This is a genomic window from Hymenobacter amundsenii (assembly GCF_002204745.1).
GTDB lineage: Bacteria > Bacteroidota > Bacteroidia > Cytophagales > Hymenobacteraceae > Hymenobacter > Hymenobacter amundsenii.
The window spans coordinates 83369-107383 of record NZ_NIRR01000009.1 but is presented as its reverse complement, the minus strand read 5'-3'; the positions used below and the strand labels follow the sequence as shown (position 1 = coordinate 107383).

10 protein-coding genes are annotated in these 24015 nt (G+C 60.4%); 2 read left to right on the top strand and 8 right to left on the bottom strand.

The annotated features are described in order from the left end of the window. Window positions 1-810: 810 nt before the first annotated feature. From CDA63_RS07885 to CDA63_RS07865, 5 genes are all read right to left on the bottom strand, one after another. The gene (locus CDA63_RS07885; protein WP_088463902.1) at window positions 811-3078 is read right to left on the bottom strand and encodes a glycoside hydrolase family 3 N-terminal domain-containing protein; all 2268 of its coding nucleotides are present in this window, start codon (window positions 3076-3078) and stop codon (window positions 811-813) included. A 319-nt stretch (window positions 3079-3397) separates the two neighbouring features. Next, a complete protein-coding gene (locus CDA63_RS07880; protein WP_126546776.1) occupies window positions 3398-4828 on the bottom strand; it encodes an agarase in 1431 nt (476 codons plus the stop codon). A gap of 134 nt (window positions 4829-4962) precedes the next feature. After that, the gene (locus tag CDA63_RS07875; RefSeq protein WP_088463901.1) at window positions 4963-6834 is read right to left on the bottom strand and encodes a glycoside hydrolase family 2 protein; all 1872 of its coding nucleotides are present in this window, start codon (window positions 6832-6834) and stop codon (window positions 4963-4965) included. Window positions 6835-6945: 111 nt separating this feature from the next. After that, window positions 6946-8451, bottom strand: coding sequence for a RagB/SusD family nutrient uptake outer membrane protein (locus CDA63_RS07870; protein ID WP_088463900.1), 1506 nt, complete (start codon window positions 8449-8451; stop codon window positions 6946-6948). A 75-nt stretch (window positions 8452-8526) separates the two neighbouring features. After that, a complete protein-coding gene (locus CDA63_RS07865) occupies window positions 8527-11748 on the bottom strand; it encodes a SusC/RagA family TonB-linked outer membrane protein (RefSeq protein WP_088463899.1) in 3222 nt (1073 codons plus the stop codon). Window positions 11749-12077: 329 nt separating this feature from the next. On the opposite strand from CDA63_RS07865, the gene CDA63_RS07860 reads away from it, so the two are divergent. Further along, a complete protein-coding gene (locus CDA63_RS07860) occupies window positions 12078-12263 on the top strand; it encodes a LacI family DNA-binding transcriptional regulator (protein WP_165768235.1) in 186 nt (61 codons plus the stop codon). A gap of 212 nt (window positions 12264-12475) precedes the next feature. On the opposite strand, the gene CDA63_RS07855 is transcribed toward CDA63_RS07860, so the two are convergent. The 3 genes from CDA63_RS07855 to CDA63_RS07845 all read right to left on the bottom strand — a co-directional run bounded on the left by CDA63_RS07855 (window position 12476) and on the right by CDA63_RS07845 (window position 19960). Then, window positions 12476-14716, bottom strand: a complete 2241-nt coding sequence (locus tag CDA63_RS07855) for an RICIN domain-containing protein (RefSeq protein ID WP_088463897.1) — start codon at window positions 14714-14716, stop codon at window positions 12476-12478. Window positions 14717-15047: 331 nt separating this feature from the next. Continuing rightward, window positions 15048-16034 (bottom strand): T9SS type A sorting domain-containing protein, encoded by a 987-nt coding sequence (locus CDA63_RS07850; protein ID WP_165768234.1) that lies wholly within the window; start codon window positions 16032-16034, stop codon window positions 15048-15050. 149 nt (window positions 16035-16183) lie between these two features. Beyond that, entirely contained in the window at window positions 16184-19960 is a 3777-nt protein-coding gene (locus CDA63_RS07845; protein ID WP_088463895.1) for a carbohydrate-binding protein, read from the bottom strand. 596 nt (window positions 19961-20556) lie between these two features. On the opposite strand from CDA63_RS07845, the gene CDA63_RS07840 reads away from it, so the two are divergent. After that, on the top strand, window positions 20557-22968 hold the full coding sequence (locus tag CDA63_RS07840; RefSeq protein ID WP_088463894.1) for a glycoside hydrolase family 3 C-terminal domain-containing protein: 2412 nt from the start codon (window positions 20557-20559) through the stop codon (window positions 22966-22968). Window positions 22969-24015 lie beyond the last annotated feature (1047 nt).

Below are 24015 nucleotides of genomic sequence, written 5' to 3'. Positions count from 1 at the left end.
CTTAAATAAGGTGCGATAAGGGCCCGTTATCGTACCCTATCCCAAAAAGCACAGTTAGCTAGATCACCGTTTCATAGTACGTGCCGTTGGTGCTGAATCTGGCCTGGCAACGATTTACAGGTCGCTCAGTTCTCAGTTTAGTAAAAAGCTGCCATGTGCGGTTCCGGCCGCTACATAATGTCCGGCGCCTCAGCCGCCCGTGGAGGCGCGCACCACTAGTTCCGATTTTAGCTCTAGAGTCTGGGCAGCCAGAATGGGTTGATTCTTCAGCAGAGCCCGGAAGTAGGAGGGTGGCGGCCTTTTTCTCGATGGCGTAGGCTGGCACGTGTCGTAACGTTGGCTGTGGTGGGTAAATGCTTGGCGCCCGTCTACCTGTTAGCCTGTCTCGGCCAGTGCCATCTGCTGGCGGCGCTGGTAGGGGCTCGCAAGGTTGGCTGACCGAAGATGACAAAGGCTTATTTATTACTTCGAGCTCCTGCGGCGCTAGACGCTCAATAGTGCAGCTGTGGTCCGCATACCTGCGGGTTGCGGACCACAGCTGCACTACTAGCCTCGACGATTACTTGAGCCTGCTGCCAGCGGTAGCGCAGTTTAGATAATGCCCAGCTATTGGGCCGCGGCCCAATAGCTGCGGCCTTCAGACGCCAGGCACAGCATCTCGTCCTTGAAAGTATCACCGTATTAACGGCTTTTGTCGGGCGGCGTCCCGTTGGTTTTAGTTGCCATAAAAGAAGAAATATACGTCCTTCTGCTGGCCTCCATCTCTAAACCAGCCCCGCCAGGTTAAGCTGAACTACCTCAGCCCCGCCCTTACAATAGTTCCATGGATCCTTCCAGACGAATATCATCCGAGGCACTGCCAACCATAAAATTGAACTTGCCAGGCTCGGCCACCCATTCTAGTTTTGAGTTGTAGAAAGCCAGTTTATCTTTATCGATGGTAAAAGTCACGGTTTTGCTTTCGCCGGACCGGAGGCTGATTTTGCGGAAATCCTTCAGCTCTTTGAGGGGCCGCACCACGGAAGCCACCGGGTCGCGGAGGTAGAATTGAGTCACTTCCTCGCCGGCCACATTACCCGTGTTGGTGAGTGTGAAACTTACCTGCACCGATTCGCCAGTCCGCATTTGCGGGCGGCTGATTTTCAGGTCGGAATAGTTGAACGTGGTATAGCTCAGGCCGTAGCCAAAGGCGTAGCGCGGCGTATTGGGCGCGTCGATATAGGCTGATTTGTAGCGGATTTCGCCGGGGCGGGTAATAGGGCGGCCGGTACTGTACTGCTGGCTATAGGCAATAGGAATCTGGCCCATGCTACGGGGGAAGGTGATGGGCAACTTGCCGGCGGGGTTGTAGTCGCCGTAAAGCACGTCGGCCAGGGCGGTTCCGCCTTCCGAGCCGGGCCACCAGGCGTAGAGGATGGCATCGGCCTGCTCCGCTATGGTGTCGAAAATAAGTGGCCGGCCGCCAAAAACTACCACGGCCACGGGCTTGCCGGTAGCCTTGAGGGCCTGGAACAGCTCTTCCTGCGCCCCGGGCATGTGGATGTCGGTGCGCGACTTGGCCTCGCCGCTCATGTCCCACGCCTCGCCCACGGTGAGCAGAATGAGGTCGGCGTTTTTGGCTGTGGCTATGGCCTGCTCGAAGCCAGCACGACTATCGCCCGTTATTTCGCAGCCTTTGGCATAGAGCAGCTCGGTAGTTTTGCCGGCCCGCTGGCGCAGGCCCTCGTAAAGCGACGTGATGCGCGTGGTGTCGGTGTCCACGGTCCAACTGCCGTTGAGGTCGCGCTTGGCCTTGGCCAACGGGCCAATGAGAGCCACGCGGCGAAGCGGTTTGGTGAGAGGAAGGGTAGCGTTTTCGTTTTTGAGCAGCACGAAAGATTTTTGGGCCATCCGGCGGGCGGCGGCGCGGTTTTGTGGGTCGCTCAGCACCTGCTTTTCGCGCTGCTCGTCCGAGAATCGGTAGGCATCATCGAAGAGCCCAAGCTCAAACTTCTTGCGTAGGACGCGGCGCACTGCATCATCCACGAGGTCAATTTTCACCTGGCCGGTTTGTACCAGTTGCGCCAGGTTTTTGTGATACGCGTCGCTCTCCATGTCCATGTCGGAGCCAGCCGTGATGGCCTTTTGGGCAGCGGCAGTCTTGTCGGCCGCATAGCCCCAGTTGACTAGTTCGCCGATGGAGCCCCAGTCGCTCACCACGAAGCCGGGGTACTGCCACTGGCCCTTCAGAATGTCGCGCTGCAAATAGGCGCTGCCGGTGGCCGGAATGCCGTTCAGGGCATTAAAAGAGTTCATGAATGTAGCCACGCCCGCATCGGCGGCGGCTTTAAAGGGCGGCAGGTAAACTTCCCACAATTGCTGCGGGCTCATATCCACGGCGTTGTAGTCGCGGCCGGCAATAGCCGCGCCGTAAGCGGCAAAGTGCTTGGCGCAGGCCATCACGGCATCGGTGCCGCCCAGTTTCTCGCCCTGAAAACCCAGCACCCGGGCCTTCGCAATCAGCGAACCCAGGTAGGTGTCTTCGCCCGCGCCTTCCATCACGCGGCCCCAGCGCGGGTCGCGGCCAATGTCCACCATCGGCGCGAACGTCCAGTGAATGCCGGACGCGGCAGCTTCCCGGGCCGCCACATGTGCGCCCAGCCGGATGGCTTCCAAATCCCAGGAAGCGGCTTCACCCAGCGGAATCGGGAAGGTGGTCTGGTAGCCGTGAATGACGTCGAGGCTGAATAATAGCGGGATTTTGAGGCGTGATTTCAGGGCTTCGGCCTGAATTTCGCGGGTATCCTTCACGCCCTTCACGTTCAGCATCGAGCCCACTTGCCCCGCGCGGATGCTGGCCAGCAGCGTATTCTTCCGGTCGCTGGCCGGGCCGGTTACCTCGCGGCCGGAATACTGGTTGAGCTGGCCCACTTTCTCTTCCAGCGTCATCCGAGCGAGTAGTTCGACCACGCGTCGCTCCACGTCGGGGGTGCTGGTAGCGATAGAGGCCGGGTTTTTCTTTTGGGCCCAGGCAGCCGGACCGGGCAACAGGCTCAGAAACAGCAGCGCCAGCAGGTGCTTAGGAAAAGAAGAGTTCATGCGGATGCAGGAGCAAAGCCAAGCGGATGGCTGATAAACAGGGTTTGTGCATTTTGGCGGCCACAGGCCAAAGCCGCCCCGACCGGGGCCTCAGTACTACATTCCCACCATTTTCGTGAGGCGCGATTCCAATCGGGGCAGCTGTTTTTCGGACTCCGAAAGCGGCCGGCAGCCGCCAGGTAAGCACTGGTTTTTGTCGTGAAGACGCAGCATTTCGCGTCTTGTCGTTGAACATCTTCATTGGGCATTGATAACCGAACGGCGCGGCGCCACTCCTTCCATGAGGAAGCTTAACGCCAAGACGCGGAACAGTGCTTCTTTACATCGGCGGCCGATTATCGAAGAAGTCGGCCAGATGATACATCTGGAAATTCAACTCACGCATCTGTTCGAGCAGCGCCGGGTAAGGCTCCAGGGTGTTGTCGACGATGCCCTTGTTGGCGTTGGTGTTCGAGGGCTCGGCGCCTACGAGGGTGGGGTCGTTGTCTTGGTATTTAAACCAGTGCCAGCCTACGCAATTCTTCGATTCGAGCAGGCCGAGCGTGAAATTCTGGTAGAACCGGCCCCGGTCGGCCTGGGTCTTCACTACCCAGCCGGCCCCGGCGGTGTTGGCCAGGCCGGGCGCGTCCTCACCCTTCACGTACCACTCCGTCACGATAAACGGCTTGCCCGAAACCTGCTCCCAGTCAGCCATCCAGTTCTTTTCGGGCGTCCAGTTGTTGTAGTAGTTAATGCTGATGGCATCCAGATACTTGCCCGCCACCTTCATCAGTTCCGGGTAGTAGCGCTGGGCGCCGTGGAAGCGGCAGCCCAAGTACATATGGTTGGGGTCGTATTTTTTGAGGGCCGTGGCCACGATGCCGAAGTAGCGGTCGGCGGCGAAGGCCAGGAAATCCTGCCGGTTCTGGTCGGTGATGGTTTCGAGAGTGATGCTGCGCTCGTCCGCCCACTTTTTGGCCGCCACGTAGCCGGGCTCAGTCACGGGCAGCGTCAGGTAACCGTCGAGGTTTTTGCGCAGCAGCGGCATCTCGTTATCGGAAAAATAGCCGAAGAGGTTTTTGTCTTTCCTGTTGCTGACCAACTTTTTCGCCTGCTCCTCCACGAACTCCGGAAAGCCGGGATCAAAGGCAAAAATAACGTCGTTGGGGTAGCCTTTGTGGCCGGGTTGCACGTAGGTGCCGCCGCGCTTGTCCCCGTATTTACTCATAAAATCCAGGTTGATGGTGTAAGCCAGTGGCTTATCGGCCTTCGCATTTTCCGCCTGAATCTCCGGGGTGGCCGACCACGCGCCGGTGCCGTTGAAGCCATTTGCCAGCAGGAATTTGCGGGTGGCCGCCATCCAGCCGGCGCGGTTGCCGTATTTAGTTTTCAGCGCCTGTTGGGTGCGTTGGGAGCCGCCGGGCTGCACATCGTTGGGGGCATTGTGCAGGTAGTAATAGCCATTGGGGTCCACGGCCCACCAGCGGCCGGCTATTTTCTCAACGTGGAAATAGCCGGTGGCCTTGGTTTTCTTGTCGAGCCGTCCGCCGTACTTATCCAGCCTGGTTTCGGTCGGGGTGAAGTTTTGCAGGGTGGCAATAGTGCGCGTGGGGTAGTTCTTATACTCCGCGAAGCCCGCTTTGCCATCGACGGTGGAGTTGTTGATGGTCTTTTTGGCGGCTACGCGCAGTGCGTATTCGGCGCTGTCGCGGGACTGGGCTTGGACGGTAAGGCTGAGTAGGAAGACGGAGGCTGTCAGCAGGCGGATCACCCCACTCCCGGGCACCTTTTCCGCTTGATGCGTAGAATCCTCCGGGAGAGGGGACGCCAGACGCAAGTGGTTGAAGTCGTTGAACGCATCCTCTCTCCCGGAGGGGAGGGGACTGGGGAGGGAGGTGAATGTTATCATTTCCCTGTATCGTACTTAGCCGCCTGCTGCCGGTAATATTCCTGCAGCACATAAAATGCCTTTTTCTTCTGCCCGGTGTTCGAAATCAGGCCCTTACGGTTGAACCCGTTCTGATACACCGGGTGCTGGCGGCGGGTGGCGCGGAAGTCCACCAGAATCCAGGGAGTGAGGCCGCGCAGGCCTTTGATGGTACTCAGCATCTTGATTTGGTTGATGTAGAGCGCCTCCTGATACTCCTCGCTCCAGCGGGTTTCGGCGTCGCCGTGATAGCCGGCCAGAGCACTGCCGCCCAGCTCGCTGATAACTACCGGCTTGTTGTACTTGATGTCGAAGGTATACTTGGTGATTTCGCTCGGCTTACCACCCCAGTACCAGCCGGCGTACTCGTTGAAACTGGCCAGGTCGAGGTACTCGCCTAGGGGGTCGTCCACGTGCACCACGTTGTCGGGGGTGCGGTGCAGCTCCAGGGCGGCGGCAATGAGGCGGGTGTCGTCGAGGGCGCGGGCCTTGGTGGCCAGGCGGCTCATGAACTTCAGGCGCGCGTCGCCGAGCGGCGTTTCGTTGCCAATGGACCACACCATCACGCTGGCCCGGTTTTTACCCATCGAAATCAGGTCCGAGAGCTGCTGTTCGGCATTTTGGTAGGTGGTGGGGTTTTCCCAGGCAATAGTCCAGTACACCGGCACTTCGGCCCACACCAGCAGGCCCATTTCGTCGGCCAGCTTCAGCATGATTTCGTTGTGCGGATAGTGGGCCAGGCGCACATAGTTGCAGCCCAGCTCCTTGGCCCAGGTAAGCAGCATGCGCAGGTCGCCTTCGCCGCGCGCCCGGCCCGGAATCAGCGGGTTTTCATCATGGATAGAAATGCCGCGCAGGAAGATGGATTTGCCGTTCAGCAGAATATCCTGGCCCTGGGTTTGAATGGTGCGGAAGCCAATTTTATCCTGTACCGTTTCCGCGCCGTTGGTCAGCGTCACGGCGTAGAGCTTGGGGCTCAGGGGCGACCAGAGCTTCAGCTTTTTGGCGCGCAGCCGGAAGGTGGCGCGGCCGTCGGCGTCGGTTTTCAGGGTCTGTTTCAAACCGGCTTCGGCGATGTTCAGGGTCACCGTCTGGCCGGCTTTTTCGGCCCCGTCGAGCTGCACGTAGCCGGCCAGGTTGGCCGGGTCGTTTTTGGCCAGCTGCACCTTGTAATCCACGATGAAGGTGGCGGGCGTTTCGGCGATGTACACGTCGCGAGTGATGCCGCCGTAGTTCCACCAGTCGGTGTTGATGGTCGGGACTTCCTCGGCGTGGCGGGTGTTGTCGGCCTTCACCACCACGAAATTGTCGCCGCTGGCGCTCAGCTTGTCGGTAATTTCCAGCTGAACCGGCGTAAAGCCGCCCTTGTGCATGCCCAGCTTCTTGCCGTTCAGGTAAATGTGCGCCTCGTAGTTTATCGCCCCGAAATACAGGAAATACCGCTTCCCGGCCGTGGGCTTCAGCTTGAAATCCTTCTTAAACCATACGGTGCCTTCGTAATACAGCAGCTTGGCATCCTGCGAGTTCCAGTCGCCCGGAATCTGCATGACGGCCGAGTGGTCGAAGTCGTACTCAATTAGCTCGGGCTCCTGCGAATTGCTGGGCTTCTGGTTGTCGTAATAACCGCCTTTGCCGCTGGCCGACTTATCGAATGCCTCGCGGCGGTAGTCATAAAACCCGTTTTCGTAGGGGTCGATGATGTAGTTCCAGCTGCCGTTGAGGCTGAGCACGCGGCGGGCCGGGGCATTCTGAATCAGGCTGGTCTGGGCTTGGGCCGGCTGGTTGCTGAAGATGCTAAAGCAGCTCAGCAGAGCCGCCAGCAGCATGTTTAGCGAATAGGAATGAGGCATGATGAAAGGATGAGGCGATGACAAGGCGGAATGGTGCGGGAGAGAGGCAACAACACCCAGCCCTTGCAGAGGTCAACGGGTGCCGTCGCGTACTCCCCACTCACTAATTTCTTAGTTATAGCCAGGGTTCTGGGTCAGAATCGGGTTGGTCTGGATTTCCTGAATCGGCAGGGGGAATACCAGGTTGTGCTGGTCGATGCGGGTAGTTGAGGCGGTACGGGCGAAGAACGCATTCATCACCGGAATGGCGCGGTCGGTGCGCACCAAGTCGAACCAGCGGTGACCTTCGAAGTTGAGCTCCAGACGGCGTTCCAGCTCGATGCGGGTACGCAGGTTGGCTTGGCTAATGGTGGCGGGCAGGTCCACGGCCGGGGCAGCGGTGGCTACGGGCAGGTTGCGCGAGCGGCGGATCACGCGGTTCACCGCATCAAGGGCCGGCGTGCTGGGGCCGCTTTGCTCGTTTACCGCTTCGGCATACATCAGCAGCACATCGGCGTAGCGCAGAATAATCCAGTCGTTCTCGGCGTCAAAGGCGCTGGTGGGCAAGTCGCTGTACTTCTTGGTGTAATACTGCGTTACGTTCGCGACAGTGGAAGCCCCGAATGAGGCGGCGGCCCGCACGTCGCTGGCCCCACTGGCCGCGAAGGCCGCCACCAGGTCGGGGTCAACCGAATTATACTGCTGGCCGGTGCCCACGTTGCCATTTATAGTGAGGGCCACGGCCGCCGGCAGCACCGGCATAAACCACGTGCTGAAATAGCTGCCAATACCCAGGCCACCCTTGGTATAGCGCGCTGCGGCCAGAATTTCGCTATTCATCTCGTTGGTAGTCAAAAAGATGTTGGCGTAGGTGGCTTGCAACGCGTAATTATTACCGTCGATGACCTTTTTTAGGGCAACAGCGGCGTCGGCGTATTTCTTCTGAGTCAGCAATACTTTGCCCAGCAGGCCCTGGGCCGCACCCTTGGTGGCCCGGCCCAGGTTGGCACCGGTTTGGGCGACGGGCAGGTTGGCTTCAGCAAAGGTGAGGTCTTCCTCGATTTGGGCATAGACTTGGGCCTTAGCAGTACGCCCGAACTCGTAGGCATTGGCAATGGAGGTAATCTCGCTGGTTACCAGTGGAACATCGCCCCAGATTTGCACGGCGTTGAAGTAGGCCAACGCCCGAATGAACCGTACTTCCCCATAAAAACGGTTGCGGGTGGCGTCGGTGAGCCGCACGCTGCCGGCCCGGCTGAGAATGACGTTGCAGCGGGCAATGGCACGATAGGTTACCAGCCACTGGCTCTGCAGGCGCGGGTTGATGCTGGAAAGGCTGAAATCGTTGAACTCGTTAAGCAACTCGCCCGAAGTCAGGGCAAAGCTGTTATCGGACGGAATTTCGGCGTAGACGAATAGGCCCCGGTTGCTGCCGTTGCCATAGATGTCTTGCAGCGAAGAGTACGCGGCCGTTACGCCAGTCACGATGCTCAGCGAGTCGGTGTAGCCCTCGGAGGTGGGCAGGCGCGTGGGGTCGTTGAGGTCGATGAAGTCCTTGCTGCACGAGGTGGTACCCAACGTGGCCAGGCCCAGCAGGGTAGCGCAGGCAGCACCCGCGAAAAATTTATTGAAAGTCATGGTGGGGATGAATCTAGGAAGTGGGTTCAATTGGCGGTCCGGCAGCACCCGGCCGGACCGCCGTAGCCGGTCAGTTTAGAAGCCCAGCTGCACGCCCAGCGTAATGGTGCGGGCCATCGGATAGGCCCCTTGGTCGACGCCATAGGTGGGCGAAGTGGTATTGCCGTAGTTGTTGGCTTCGGGGTTGTAGCCGAAGTATTTGGTAAACGTGTACAGATTTTGGATGCTGGTGTAGATGCCCAAGCTCTGCAAGCTGGCGCGTTTCACCAGTTGGGCGGGCACTTGGTAGCGTAGCGTTACGTTGCGCACGCGCAGAAATGAGGCATCGTGCACGTAGTAGGAGTTGAACACGGTTTTGAGCGAACCGTTGACGGTGGCCAGGGGCGTTTTGCCGTCGCCGGGGTTTTCGGGTGAGCGCCAGCGGTCCAGTAGGTTGGTGCGGCCGTTGGTGCCCCCCTGCCCGTTCACTACGTAGCGGTCGGCCCCGTAGAGCACATCGTTGCCCTGCGAGCCTTGCAGCGTCACGGCCAGCGAGAAGGCCTTATAGCCGAAGGTGTTTTGCAGGCCGAAGGTGAAGTTCGGGAACGGGTTGCCGATGACGCCAATATCGGACGAGTTGATTTGACCGTCGCCGTCTACGTCTTTGAACTTGAAGTCGCCGGGCCGGATAACGGTCGAACTACCGGTCCATTTCGGGCTGCTGTCGATGTCGGCCTGGTTGAGGTAAATACCTTCCTGCTGGTAACCGTAGAACACGCCCAGCGGCTGGCCCGGCACCACCCGAATAGAGCTGGCGTAGCCAAACACCGCGTCGAATCGAATCTGCTCGTTGGTGCCCGACAAGGCAAGTACCTTGTTGCGGTTGAAAGATAGGTTGGCGGCCGTGCTCCAGGTAAAGTCTTTACCCTGCACGTTGGCCGTGTTCAGCTGAAACTCCAGGCCGCGGTTGCGTACCTCGCCCACGTTGGCTAGGGCCCGCGACGAAAAACCCAGCAGCGCCGGAATGTTGCGGTTCAGCAGCAGGTCGGTGGTATTGCGCTGGTAGGCCGCCACGGTCAGGTAGATACGGTCGCGGAACAGGCCCAGGTCGAAGCCGGCATCCACCTGCTTGTTGGTCTCCCAGCCCAAGTCGCGGATGGCCACGCCGTTGGGCGAGAAGCCGAACACGCGGGTGCCAGTGCCGGTGCCAAACACGTAATTGGCCCCGGCTTGGTAGGCTTGGTAGTTGTAGTCGCCGATATTGTTGTTGCCAGTCACGCCGTAGCTGGCGCGCAGCTTCAGTTCACTGATAGCGTCAAACTGCTGCATAAACCCTTCTTCGGCCGCGCGCCACGCCAGGGCTACCGAGGGGAATGTGGCATAACGGTTGTCGGGGCCGAAGCGCGACGAGCCGTCCGTGCGCAGCGCGGCGGTCAGAATGTAGCGGTCCTTGAAGGCGTAGTCGAGGCGGCCAAACACCGACGTCAACGCATTTTCATTGTTGAAAAGTCCGGTGCCAAACACTTGGCCGGCGGCGGTCGGATACTGGATATTGGTGTTGGTGTAGGTGCCGCTCTGGCCCTGCACGGTGTTGCCTTCGGCGGTGTTGTACTGGGCCGCGTAGCCAGCCAGCACGGTTGCGCTATGGTTTATGCCGAAGGTGCGGTTGTAAGTAGCCGTGTTCTCCCACAGCCAGTTCATGTTGGTGCTGTTCAGGCGCCGGGCATCCACGTTGTTGAGGATGGGGTTTGAGAGGTTAGCGGTTTGATTGCTAGCCGTGCTCAGCGTGGCCGGCACGTAGATAGCCCGGCGGGAGTTTATCAGTTCGGCGCCGAGGTTGGTGCGCAGGTGCAGGCCCTTTATCACCTCAAAATCAAGAAACGTAATGCCCAGGGCACGCACGGCGTTATTGCGGTCTTGGTAGAGATCCAGCGGGGCCACTGGGCTCAGCAGGTCGCCGGGGTTGGTGATGGCCTGGTTGCTACCGGTCCGGATGCCGGCGTAGTCGCCGTTGGGCAGGCGCACCGGGATGATGGGTGGCATGATGATGGCCGCCGTGACGGCACCGGTTTCACCGGCCGGCCCGCCGCCCGTAATGCTGCCACCGTTGTAGCTGCCCGAGGTGGGTACCACGTCGGTGCGGCTGAAGTTGGGTGCCAGGCTCAGGCCCAGCTTCAGCTTCGGGCTCAGCTGAGCGTCGTAGTTGGCGCGCAGCGAAAACCGCTCGAAAGCCGAGCCCCGCACTACGCCGTTCTGCTTGAAGTAGCCGCCCGAGATGTAGAAGCGGGACTTATCATTACCGCCGCTGGCGCTCAAATTGTACTGCTGCTGCACGCCGTTCTGGAAAATTTCGTCCTGCCAGTCGGTGTCGGGTAAGCTGTTTTGGTCCTGGGCAAACAGGGCTACCATGGGGGCGGTAAACGCGCGGTTGGCGTTGGTGTACGACTCCTTGAAGTACTCCAGAAACTGGTCGCGGTTGAGCAGGTCCAGGCGCTTGGCTACCTGCTGAATGCCCGTGTTGGCCGTGAAGTTGAAGCGGGTGCTGCCATCGGTGTTGCCGCGCTTGGTAGTCACAATCACAATGCCATTGCCGCCGCGCGAGCCGTAGATGGCAGAAGCCGCCGCATCCTTGAGCACCTGGATGCTCTGGATGTCGGCGGGCGGAATCTGGAAGTAGCTGTCGGGGTTGTTGAGCGGGTAGCCGTCCACGACGTACAGCGGGTTGTTGCCGGCCGAAATCGAGCCCAGCCCCCGAATGCGGATGACCGCGCCCGCGCCCGGCTCGCCCGAGGGCTCCGTAATCTGGGCTCCGGCCACCAAGCCTACCAGGGCCTCCGAGGGCGAAGCTACCGGCAGTAGTTCTACCTGCTTGGCCGAAATCGTGGCGATGGACGTAGCCAGCATTTTCTTCTCCTGCACGCCATAGCCCACCACCACTACTTCATTGAGGGTTTTGGTATCGGGTGCGAGGGCGGTATTGATAGCCGTGCGGCCCCGCACCGGCTCCTCCTTGGGCAGGTAGCCCACAAAGCTAAAAATCAGGGTCGCGTCGCTGGGGGTCGAGAGGGAATACTGGCCGTCCCCGTTGGTCTGGGTGCCAATGGTGGTACCTTTTACATTGATGTTGACGCCGGGCAGGCCCGCGCCGTTTTCATCCACCACGCGGCCGGTAATAGTGATATCGGCCCGGACGGCGCGCGGGCTGACTGTCGTGAGGGGCGCGGCGGCCAGTTGGAGACTAACACCCAGGCCCAGGGCCGGAAGCAGTATCAGCGGCCGCAGACAAGGCCGAATATCAAGTCGTAAACGAACCATCATATGGTGGGTGGGTGGGGATGATAAAGGAACGCGACCGGCCAGCGCAACACCTGATCCGTGTAGTCACGGCCGATCTGTTAAAACAAGTCGTACAGAAAAAAAACAAGCCTTTTCAGACCTCGACTACTCGGCGAAGTACTAGATTATTACTTGCTATTTTCTGGAAAGACAAGGCTTTATTTACGCAAACGTTTTCGGTCTTGAATACCATTTCGCATCCCCTTCGGGCTACTTTGTATCCTGACAACTAACCTCCGGCCCATCACCGGCTGTTTCTCTTTTCTCAGCTCGACTGTTTTGTTTCCATCACGCCCGTTACCCTGAAATCGTTGGCCCAGGAACTCAACATAACCATCGCCACGGTTTCCAGAGCATTGCAGGACAGCTACGAAGTTTCAATCCAAACCAAGGAGCGCGCGCAACCCCTGGCTACCCGGCTCAACTATCAGGTCAATGCCTATGCTAGCAGCCTGGGGCGCAACATCAGCAAGACCATAGACCTGCTCCCAACGTGACCAGGAACTCCATGTCCTTGCCCCATTCTTTTTCGGCCCCTCGTAGATAGTATCGAGGCTCGTTTTAGCTAGCTGACGCCGCTTAAACAGCGACCTACTATAAAACCAACCGCGCAAAAAAGCCCTTCCGAGCACATGGCGGGAAGGGCTTTTAAGTTTTAAGTAAAGGACAAGTCAGGCCAAGCCCGAGCCTTTTCGCTTTCCCAAGGGGTTTATTCCTTCACGATTTTCTGGTGATGCGAGCCGGTGGCAGTGGTAACGGTGAGGTAGTAAATGCCCTCAGTCAGCCCCCGAATATTGAGCTGACCGGTGCGGCCCACGGCTTGCGCGAGGCAGACCCGGCCCGTCAGGTCGCGCAGGGTAGCCTGGCCGGCATCAGCGTTCAGGGTCAGGTAGAGGGTGCCGGTGGCGGGGTTGGGGTAGGCGCTCAGGCTCGGTGCCGCGGCTGGCGCGATGCTGGCCGCCAGCACCACGCCGCGGGCTTGCACGGGCTCCGTCACGTCCACCTCGTCGAACCGCCACTGCTCGGAGAGGTAGTCGGCGAAGTAGGTGTACTGCACCAGCGGAATATCCGCCGTGGTGCCGCCGCCTTTCACGTTGAGGTACTTGCCGCTGCGCTTGTTCTGGAAGCGGTAGTAGCCGCCGCTGCCGGTGTAGCTGATGCGCCACTGCAGGTAGTCCTGGCCCAGGCTGGTTTCGTTCAGGGCCTCCTGGCTGATGGGCCGGTTTTCCTGGATGCGCTCGGCGTCGGTAGCCCCTTCAGGGCGCAGGGCGAGGTCGGTGTACTGGTTCACCACGAAGTAGTAGCCGGGTTCGGCGGGCTTGAGCAGCCAGTTGGTCGAGCTGACACCCGTGGCGCTGCCCATGTACTGCGTCACGTTGGCCGTGGCCGAGCCGCCCGTGGGCCGCGCAAAGCCCTGCTTGCCTACCGCCACCGAGCTTTTGCTCACGAAATTAAACGCCAGCTGCTGCTGCGGAGCCGCCGTGCCCTGGCTGTAAGACAGCTTGGCCAGCAAATTGCCGTCGGCGTCGAGGTTATACAGGTCGGTAGTGCCCGGCCCGATGGAGCCCGCCAGCTGCTTCGTGACGCCGGCGTAGCCTTCCAGAGCAATGCGCACGGTTTCGGGGCCGCGCTGCACGTTGTCGAGCGAGGCGCGGTAGCTGTAGGTGGTGCCGGTGGTGGTGGCCGTGCCGCCGGTCGTGTTCATTATCATCACGGTGTAGCCGTTGGGGCCGCGCATGGCCACAAACACCACGTTATTGTTGTTGGGGTCGTTTTTCGAGCCGTTCATCAGGTTGGCCTGGCGGTAGTTGCTGAGCATTGCTAGGTGCCACATGGTGGAGCGCCGCCGGAGCGCGCTGGTCGAGCCGTCGGTGGCGTAGAGCGAGTAGTCGTCTTTAGTGCCGAGGCCACCGCTCTCAAAAATGCTCCACGGAATGAAGCACAGGCCGCCCTGCTGCATGGTTTTCTTGGCCATCAGGGCCACGAACTGGCCGGCCCGGAAGTCGTCGGCACGGGCCAGGGTGGTGCCGTCGTTGGTGTTGGTGGCGTTCACCTCGGTCACGCCGATGGTGAGCGGGGCAAAGCCGTTGGCCGAGCGGTTGGCGGTGGTGTTGCCCACCAGCGTTTCCAGCAGGTCAAACGTGGTGTTGAGCTGGGTTTCCGTTTTGTCGGCGTAAAAATGAAAAACGAAGTGGTCGAGCAGGGGCCGCCGCACGTTGGTGGCGGCGTTGAAGTAAGATGCCGTGCCCACGTCGTTGAGAAACTTGGCGTAGAAGTCATTCATCACTTCGGGGTAGAAAAGCCGGAAATCCGGGCCTATCAGCTTGCAGTTGGGCAAGTCGTTCTTCAGCCGGATGGCCAGCGCCTTGTACTGCAGAAGCCACGAGTCGTAGGTGTAGCCGTATTTGTTCACATAGTCGCCCGACGACCATTTTAGCGGCTCGTTGTAGTCGGGTGTAGTGGGGTCGTTGGCCGGGTCCTGCTCGTTGCCAATGGCCCAGTACGTAATCGTGATGTTTTTACTGGCGAAGTAGGATACGAAGCTGGAAAGCTGGGTTTTGGTCAGCTTAATGGGCACCTGCACGATGGGCTCGGCCCCGAGGCTGCGCGCGTAGTTGATGGCCTCCACGTAGCTGGCCGGGTTTTGCCAGAGTACGTCGTCATCGAACCGGGCCCCGCCGATGCGTATCCAGCGCAAGTCGGCCTTGCGCAGGTCGTTGGTCAGGGCGGTGTTAGGGTTGGTTATGGCGTCGGAGTCCTTTTTAATGTTCCAGTAGTTGATGCCGAAAAACTGCGAGGAGATGGCCTGGGCTGAGGCTGGGAGACGCGTGGCGGCCAGTATCAGGCAGAAAAAGAATAGCGCTTTCCATCGCGCGGCACGCGGTGTGGGGGCCGCGACCAGCCGTGGGGCCGGGCAGCAGATAGGACGGGTAGAATCGTGTGTTTTCATGTGGAAGTCGGGTTGGATGGAAATAGATTCGGGGAAGGAGTTGGTCGGCACGTAAGCCGCCCAGGCGCATTTTGGGCGGGGCGAAGGTCCGGCACGCCACCGACGGCAGTACCCGTCGCAACGGATATCCACAGATACCCTGGCATCGCGCTTCGCGGGTGTCGCCTACTGCTGGTATTCAGCCGGCTCGCCGCCTGAGAATAAAAAAGGCCAGTTCGGCGGCTGGTCGGCTCATCATGTGGTCTGATGGTGCTACCGGCTGCCGAACTGGCCGCTTCTAATTCAAACAAAAAGCTAGGTGTGGGCCGGGAGTTCCCGGCCCGCATCTGGTCTACTTTACCACCACCAGCCGCTTGGTTGCCACGGTGCCATTCGTGAGCAGGCGGCAGGTGTAGATGCCGGCGGGCAGGGTGGCGGCCTCCAACGTTACTTCGTAGTCTCGGCCGGCCTGAGCTACCGCGTCATAGAGCGTGGCTACCACCTGGCCCAGCGCGTTGAACACCTGCACCTGGGCAGCGGCCGTAGCGGCGGACTGGAAATGCACTACCGCGCGGGTAGTTACCGGGTTAGGAAATGTTTCGAAAACCGTGGCCGACTGGCCGGAACCGACCAGTGCGTTTGTATCCGAATTCGTAAGTACCGGCCCACAAGCGGCCAGCGTATTGCCCGGTTGTGCCAGTTGTGCGGGCACGGCGCTGGCAGCAACGCACAGCGTCTTGCCCTTGTGGCACACCAGCACCTTGTCGTTGTTATTGCCGCAACGCGCGTCCAGTACCGTGATGGTCACCGACGCGCTGGCCGCGCAGCCGAACTCGTTGGTGGCCCGCACGGCAAAGGTGTAGGTGCCAGCGGTAGTGGGCACAAAAACCGGGTTAGCAGCCTGCGAGTTGCTCAGGCCCGCCGCCGGCGACCATGCGTAAGTGGTTGCCGCCGCTGCCGAGGTGCCGTTCGAGGCCGTGAGCACGACGCTTTGCGCACCGTAGCCGAGGGCAATGGTGGTCGCGTCGAGGCCGGTGAACGTCGTGCTCGTTTTGGCAACTACAATGGTCGGTACCGGCGTGGCCCCGATTACCGTGACGGTAGCCGCCGCCGAAGCCCGGTTGCCGTTCACGTCGGTTACGGTCAGCACCACGGGGTTGGCACCGATATCCGAGCAGTCGAAACTAATTTTATCCAGCGTGAGCGTTTGCACGCCGCAGGCGTCCGTCGAGCCGTTGTCGATGGCGGCGGCGGTAACTGTGGCGCGGCCGGCTGCATCCAGCGTTACGCTGATGTTCTGCGTGCGGACGGTGGGCGCGGTCAGGTCACGTACTTCCACGGCTTGGGTGGCGGTGGCGGTGCTGCCGTCGCCGTAGGCAAAGCGCCAGGTGATGGTGTAGATGCCCTGAGCACTGTAACTAGTCGGGTCGGTGGTGGTAGCCGTAACGGTGCCGCCGCAATCATCAGGCGCAGTGGGAGTCGTGGCGGTCAGACTGCACTCGGCCTTGAGCGTGGGCAGCTCAGGAACGGCCGGGTGGTTGTGCTGGTACTGGCAGCCGCGTAGCTGGAAAACAGGCCCTCGCCGGTGGTCCGCACTTTGTAGTAGTAGCGGGTGGCGTAGCGCAGGCAGGGGTCGGAGAAAGCAGTGGTATTAGGGGCCAGCGTGGCCACCAGTGCATAGGTCACGCCATCTAGTGAGCGAGCCACCTCGAACCCGGTTTCATTGGTGGCGTTATCGGCCCAGGTAAGGGCAATGGCGTTGGCTGAGGCCGTGGCCACCAGCGCGGTGGGTGCCGGCAGCAGGGCATTGCGCAAGGACTGGATGTACCGCTCGTTGCCGGGCCCGAAGCCGTAGCCCCAGTTGCGAATGGTGCCCCTATAGATTTCACTTTTCGCGCCGTTGTAGTCGCTTAGCTGCTGGTCGGGGTTCAGGGGATAATGAAACGAACTGGGGTCGCCGCCCGCGTCGGTGTTGGGCGAAACCAGCTTGGGGCTGGTCACGGAGGTGTAAAGGGCGGAGGGCGTGCCGCCGCTGCCACCGCCGCGGGTGGCAAACGCATGGATGGCCCCGGCCACCCCGGCGGCCCCGCCCGTCTTAATCACCACCATGTCGGTCTGGGTGATGTTGAACACGTTGCCGGCCGACTCGCTGGTCAGGTAAGTGGCATTTTCCAGCAGCAAATCGATGGTAAAATCCGAGGCGTCAACGTCCTGGGCGTAGCCCGCCGGACCGGCCAGCTTGCGCAGCACGATGGTGGTGCCGGCGCGCAGGTCCTGCCAGAAATCCGTGTTGTTGAAGCGGTACTTGCCGCCGTTGTCGGCGGTGATGTTCGATTCGAAATCCTTCACCAGCAGGTTGCGGATGTCCAGGTGGTCCTGGGTTACGAGCAGCTCCATGGCATCAAAGCGGCCGTCGCCATCGTTGCTGCCGTTGTACACCCGGTTCACCACGATGGCCCCGGGCACCACGGTGCCGGCCGGCGGCGCGACGGATGCCCGCAGCGCCGCGATGTAGGCAATGTTATTTGCCCCAAAACCGTCGCCCCAGTTAAAGCTGACCGAGGTAGAAGCGGCAGCTTTCGCGCCATCATAGTCGGCCGTAGTTTGGGTGGTGCTGAGCGGGTACTGGAACGTGCCGCCGCCGTTGCCCAGCGTCGAGGCCAGTTTGGGACCGGTGACGGCCGCGTACAGCGCCGGGTTGGTGCCGGTGTTGGAGGCGAAGGCGTGCACTGCGTTGGCCACGCCGTTCGGGTCGCCCGTTTTCAACAGCACCATATCGGTGCTGGTCAGGTTGAAGGTGTGCCCGGCCAGGCCCACGAAGCGCAGGTACGTGGGGTTTTCCAGGGCCAGATCCAGCTTGAAATCGGCGGGGTCCAGGTCCTGGGTGTACCCGACAATGTTGGCGGCCAGCTTGCGCAGCACAATGGTGGTGCCAATGCGCAGGTCTTTCCAGAGCGGCTGGTCGCTGAACTGGTATTTGCCGCCTACGTCAGTTGTCAGGTTGGCTTCAAAATCCTTGATAATCAGCCCCCGGATGTCCTGGTGGTCCTTCACTACCAACAGCTCCACGGCGTCCGACTGCCCGGTGCCCTCATTGGTGGCGTTGTAAATCCGGTTCACGACGATGCCGGCCGCGGGCTGCTCCTCAAACGTGAGCTTCGAGAAGTTGAAACCGCTGCCCACGATGTCCAGTTTGAGAACCGCATTCGGCGACGCTTCGAGGTACACGTTATTAATAACCAGGTCCTGATAGGTGCCGAAGCCGCCCGTATTGGCCACGGTCACCGAGCCGGTCTTGTCCACGTCGTTCAACGACAACCGCAGCACGCCGCCCGTCGCCGTGCCCGACGCCACCCGCGCCGTGACTTTGTACAGGCCGCTGCGCAGCACGTTCACCGAATACTTTACCCATTCGCCGGGGGCCGTGTAGCCGATGTTGCCGGTACCGCCGTCCCCGTTCTCGGTGTCTACGGCCTCATCGCCCCGGGGTACCGTGTTATCGCGCACGAAGCCCTGGTTGATTACGTCCGAGTCGTTGTAGGCCGCGCCCTGGCCACCAAAGTCGTATTCCACGGCCTTCACCACGCCCGGCAACGCGACCGGGCTGCCCAAAAACGGCGTGCGGACGCAGGAGCTCACTTGCACGTAGCCCGGCTTGCTCACCACAATGGTCGTGTCGGGGTTCACCAGCGTCATTGTCACGTCTTTGGCCCCAGCCGTGGTGTAGGTCACGGTGAAAGGGCCCTTGCCGGTGGCCGTAGCGGGCGTTGCCCCGGCCCCGAAATTCCAGTCGAGCGTCGTGAAATCACCCTGCACCGAAGCCGTATAGGTTACGGCTTCCGGCGCCACGCAGGTCAGGGTTTTATCGGCCGAAAACGCGGCCAGGGTCACGGTTTGGCCGGGTTTTAGGTAGGTGGGGGGTAAGGTGTTCTGCGCGTGCTGCAGCGAGTACACAATCTTCCTCGTGAGGGCACCCTGGCTATTGAACAGCAGTACCAGCGTCGATTGCGCGAAGATTTTATCGTTGTAAGCGTTGTTGATATTGGCTGGTACGTTGATTCGCAGGACCGCCGCGCCGGGCGCCGCGGCCGCATTCAGCTGCACCGTGAAATCGTAGTCCGTGGCGTCGCTTTCGTTGAGCACCATCACGGCCGTGGTACCGTTATCGGTGCTGCTGAGCACTTTCACCAGGGCCTGGTTGTCGGTGGCGTTAAGGTTGGTACCGTGCAGGTTTTCCGACACCAGCATCTCGTGCCAGAAAGCCGAGCGGGGCTTAAACGTCGAAACGGTACCGCCATCGATGTACCCTAAATCGCCCGCGCCCCGGGCCCCACCGCCCTCGTGGATGGACCACGGCTGCATCGACACGCCCTCGTACTTCATGCCCACCCCAAACACTTCGGCCCAGTACTGACCATTGAGAAAGGAATGCACGCCCACGCCCTCCACCGTATTGGCAGTGGGGTTAGCGTAGTCGACGTTGAATTCGGTAAGGGCCCAGCGCAGGGCCTCAGGACCGGTGCGGTTGTGCAGGGTGTTGGCGTTAGCCATCAAACCCAGCAGGTTGGTCACCGTATTGGCCAGGTTCTGGGGCGAGTTTATTACCTGGGCCCGCGTCTGGGTGCCGGCAAAGGGGTAGGTGTGGAAGGAAATGATGTCGATGTAATAGCGGCCGTTGGCGTCTTTGCCGGTCACGTCGTTGGCCCCCCCCACCAGCGCGGGGTAGTAGCTGTTGTAGGAAGCATTTTCCGGCCCCACTATCAGAATGGAAGGGTCCACGGCCTTCATGGCCGAAGCAAAGGCTTTAATGTAGGTTTCCACGCCCGCCACGGGGGTTGGGTTAGGGTGCGAGGCGTTGTTCAGATCGGGCTCGTTGCCAATAATCCAGTACTTGATGTTGCGGCCCATCGTGATGTTCACGTGATTCACGACTTGCGCCGCCTGCGCGGCCGTAAACCGGCCGCGTCCTTCCGAGACCTGCACCATTGGCTCGGCCCCAATTTTCCGGACGGAGTCGATCAGGGCGATATATTGCTGATTGGTCACCAGGTTGGAGTTCACGCCGTTGCCCCCGATGCGAACCATCTTCACCTTCGATTGCTGCACCAGCGGCCAGAGCTTGTCGAGCTGCCCGTTGAACACCTGCGTGCCTAGGGCCGTGGGCAGCCAGGCGTTCTGGCCCGTGAGGTAGGGCGAAATGGCCTGGCCGTGGCCAGCCGCCAGCGTCAGGCCGCTGAGCAGCAGAAATAGTAGTAGTTTCTTCATGGGTCGGAATGGGATTGGTAGAGATTATTCGGAACGGATCAGCACCAAGCGCTTGGTGCGAGCAGGCAGTGGCGCGCTGGGCTACCCGGAAACGGGCAGCAGTCAGGTAGGATAAATTGGAGAGCAGCAGCGGCTAACCGGGCCGCTCAGCCCCACGGCCCGCTAAGCGACGGGTACCCCAGCACATGGGCAACGGGATTGGGGGAGGAGGGTGGTTGGCTAAAGATATCGTTCATTTTTGCCTGAAGACTAGGATGATACCGTATTTATCTACGAAAACGTTTGCGGAAAAATCACCTGTTTATCCTATCGCCAGAGGACCTCCGCACCCAAATAGTACCCTGGCGCACCACTTGGGCGAACTCCTGACGAAGCGGTATCCACGAAGGGCTTGGGTATTGCTGGTGAGCAGGAAAGCATACCTCATTCCGCTCCGGGTTTCATTGTGGAATCCCCACCAGCAAGCACGCGCCGCCCTGGCGTAAACGTTTGCGTAAAAAAGGGTGGCGGGCAGCCAACCAAGCCTTTCCAGTGCCGCCCGCTTTCGTGTACTTGCGGGCCAACTTCCCCTCGTCAGCCAGTTGGTCGTTCCTGCCATGCACATCCGTACTCTTGGGTTACTATTTGGGGCTCTAGCCACCGGCTTGACGGCGCAGGCGCAAAAGAGTATCTATCACAAAGGCTGGACGGACTTTAATAAAAACGGCCGGCGCGACGTGTTCGAGGATGTAGCGCAGCCGCTGGAAAAGCGCCTCGATGACCTTATTGGGCAGATGACGCTGGCTGAAAAATCCTGCCAACTGGCCACGCTCTACGGCTACGGGCGGGTGCTGAAGGACGAGATGCCCACGCCCGGCTGGAAAAACGAAATCTGGAAAGACGGCATCGCCAACATCGACGAGGAGCTGAATAGCCTCCGCGAAACCCCCAAGGCCCTGACCAAGTACTCGTACCCGTTCAGCCGGCACGCGGCGGCCATCAACACCATCCAGCACTGGTTCGTGGAAGAAACGCGGCTGGGCATTCCCGTCGACTTTACCAACGAAGGCATTCACGGGCTGTGCCACGACCGCGCCACGCCGTTGCCCGCGCCCATCGGCACGGGGAGTACCTGGAACCGGGCGCTGGTGCGCCAGGCCGGCGAAACCGTGGGCCGCGAAGCCAAAGCCCTGGGCTACACCAACGTGTACGTGCCTATCCTAGACCCTGCCCGCGACCCACGCTGGGGACGGGTGGTGGAGTGCTATGGCGAAGACCCCTTCCTCATCGCCGAGCTGGGCAAGCAAATGGTGCTGGGCGTGCAGAGCCAGGGCGTGGCTTCCACACTCAAGCACTACGCCGTGTACAGCGTGCCCAAAGGTGGGCGCGACGGCAACGCCCGCACCGACCCGCACGTGGCCCCGCGCGAGCTGCACGACATCTTCCTCTACCCGTTCCGGCGCGTAATTCAGGAGGCCCACCCGCTGGGCGTGATGAGCAGCTACAACGACTGGGACGGCCTGCCCATCAGCGGCAGCCACTACTTCCTCACCGAGCTGCTGCGCCAGCAGTACGGCTTCGACGGCTACGTGGTGTCGGACAGCCGGGCGGTGGAGTTTCTGCACGAAAAGCACCGCGTGGCCACCGACTTCCAAGACGGCACCCGGCAGGCGATGGAAGCCGGCCTGAACGTGTGGACCAACTTCTACAGCCCCGCCGAGTACATCACCAACGTGCGCACGCTGGTGAACAGCGGCCGCCTTTCTACCGCCACCCTCGACCAGCGGGTGCGCGAGGTGCTGAGCGTGAAGTTCCGCCTCGGCCTCTTCGACCAGCCCTACGTGGCTGACCCGCAACGGGCCGACAAAATCGTGCACACCCCCGCCGACGACGCCTTCGCGCTGCAGCTCAATAGGGAGTCGTTGGTGCTGCTGAAAAACGACAAGGGCCTGCTGCCACTGCGAAAAAGCCAACTGAAAAACATCCTGGTTACCGGTCCGCTGGCAGCCGAAGCCAGCCATGCCATCAGCCGCTACGGGCCCTCGAACAACCCCGTGACCACCGTACTCCAGGGGCTGCAGGCCGCTGCCGGGCCGGGCCTCACCGTGCAGTACGAGCAGGGCTGCGTGGCCCTTTCGCCTGGCTGGCCCGACACGGAACTGGTGCCCACGCCCCTGACCGCAGCCGAGCAGGTGGGCATCGCGCAGGCTGTGGCCAAGGCCCGCGACGCCGACGTGATTGTGGCCGTGCTGGGCGAAACCGATAAAGCCGTGGGTGAAAGCCTCTCGCGCACTTCGCTGGAACTGCCCGGCCGCCAGCAGCAGCTGCTCGAAGCCCTGCACGCCACGGGCAAGCCGGTGGTGCTGGTGCTCATCAACGGCCAGCCGCTCACCATCAACTGGGCCGACCGCAACGTGCCCGCCATCCTGGAGGCCTGGTTCCCGGGGCCCTCGGGCGGGCGGGCCGTGGCCGAGGCTCTGTTCGGCGACTATAACCCCGGCGGCAAGCTCCCCATAACCTTTCCCAAAAGCACCGGCCAGATTGAGTTCAACTTCCCCTTCAAGCCCGGCTCGCAGGCCGGCCAGCCCAGCGCCGGCGACCCCAATGGCGGCGGCCGCACCAGCGCCAACGGCCCGCTCTATCCCTTCGGCTTCGGCCTGAGCTACACCACCTTCGCCTATTCCAACCTGCAGGTGTCGCCCCGCCAGGCCGCCCCCCAGGCCCTAATTGAAGTAGCAGTGGACGTGGCCAACACCGGCCCCGTGGCGGGCGATGAAGTGGTGCAACTCTACCTGCGCGACGTGCTCAGCAGCGTCGTCACCTACGACAGCCAGCTGCGCGGTTTCGAACGCGTGGCTCTAAAACCCGGCGAGAAGAAGACCGTCCGCTTCACCCTGCGCCCCGACGATCTGGCCCTGCTCGACCGAAGCATGAACCGCGTGGTGGAGCCGGGCCGGTTTGAGGTACTCATCGGCAGCTCCTCGACCGATATCCGAGCGAAGGAATCATTCGAAATTATGGTCAAATAAGCCAACAGCCGGAATGATGAGGTGACATGAACATTTGCAACAATAGGGGTATTATTTGTTGCTTAGTAATTGTATTTTATATAGAATTAAAACTTTAAGCTTTAGATTTTTTACTCACTTATTGGCAAAGTGCTCCACGGCAGCGCCCGCACAACTTCGGCAATACGGGCCGCTGGCCAACGTAGTCAGGAAAGCCTATAAGGATAAGTCAGCCGCCACGGTATTAAACCCAAAACAGTCGCTAAGTGGCGCAAATGCATGATGACAATGGATGCGGCTATGGGGCTGGTATTCTGCTCTACCGTGCTGACGCTCGCGCAAGAGGCAATCATTTTGGCGTCCAGAAAACACACCCCATTGCCCTTCGACGATTGGCTGTATGCTTGGCAGGCCACTATGCCTTAACTCTCGCGCTCGATGCTATATCGCTGTCTGCAGCAGTACGGCATCAACCGCTTGCTGCTACCTGCGGAGGGTCAAAGTCAGCCTAAAAAGAAATTCTAGTACTGCCTCATTGGCTATCTGCCCATCGGTTTGCAGAAGTACGTAGCCAGGAAGGCCAGCAGGATGTGTTTGTGACCATCGACCGGACCAGCGGAGTAGCGTTTGCCAAACTCGATTCACATGCCAAGTGCGTCGTGGCCGCTGAGTTTCTAGGTTGTGTACCTGATAAGCTGCACTATATAGTACACAAGGTTTTGACAGACAACGGCGTTCAGTCTGGGTCGCAAGTGCATCCGTTGTTACCAGGCGAGCACAGTTTTGGCTGCGTCTGCCACTTACATGGCATCTAGTATTTTCTTACGAAGCCGGCCCACCCATGTACTAATAGTTAGGTCGAATGCATGAATCGTAGGATCAAAAAGGCCAACGTCCAGCGCTTCTACTATCAGACGACGCATGAACTCAACAAACACCTCCAAGCCTTTTTGCTGGCCTGCAACCACGCCAAACGGCTAAAGATCTTACACGGCCTCACGCCAAATGAATTTGTCTGCACCCAGTGGCGGAAAAGCGCCGTTAGCTGGATTTAAGATCCGACTTCCT